Origin of the sequence: Pseudoalteromonas sp. MMG012, from assembly GCF_018100875.1 — a bacterium.
Classification (GTDB): domain Bacteria; phylum Pseudomonadota; class Gammaproteobacteria; order Enterobacterales; family Alteromonadaceae; genus Pseudoalteromonas; species Pseudoalteromonas aurantia.
Genome location: NZ_JAGJEF010000246.1, coordinates 1 through 385 on the forward strand (window position 1 = coordinate 1; position 385 = coordinate 385).

Consider the following 385-nt stretch of genomic DNA (forward strand, 5'->3'; position numbering starts at 1 on the left):
CATACAGGCCGCTAGTGCCGCTTCATCAAGTAAAGCTTGTGATTTAAAGCGCCCTTCCCAGAACCTACCTGTACAGTTATCTTCTTTGTTCGCTTTTCGGGCAATGCTTTCATTCAGTACCCGCATAAACCAACTGATACTCGATAAACGTTCTCTAAATTGTTCAATGTCTTTATTTAAAAAATATTGTTGCGCTGAGTCTAACCGTCCACCTTGAAGGGACTTATGAGACAGTATGGTGCCTTTAAATAGCTTATGCCATCTGATAATAATCGCTTTATCACTCAGCCTTTTAGCTTTTATATCATCTACATAAAGTACAATGTGAGTATGGTTACTCATCACCGCATATGCACACACATCAATACAAAATACTTTAGCAAGT

1 pseudogene is annotated in these 385 nt (G+C 38.7%); it reads right to left on the reverse strand.

From position 1 onward, the window contains the following. Positions 1-385, reverse strand: a pseudogene (locus J8L97_RS23265) (transposase); the annotation flags it as partial.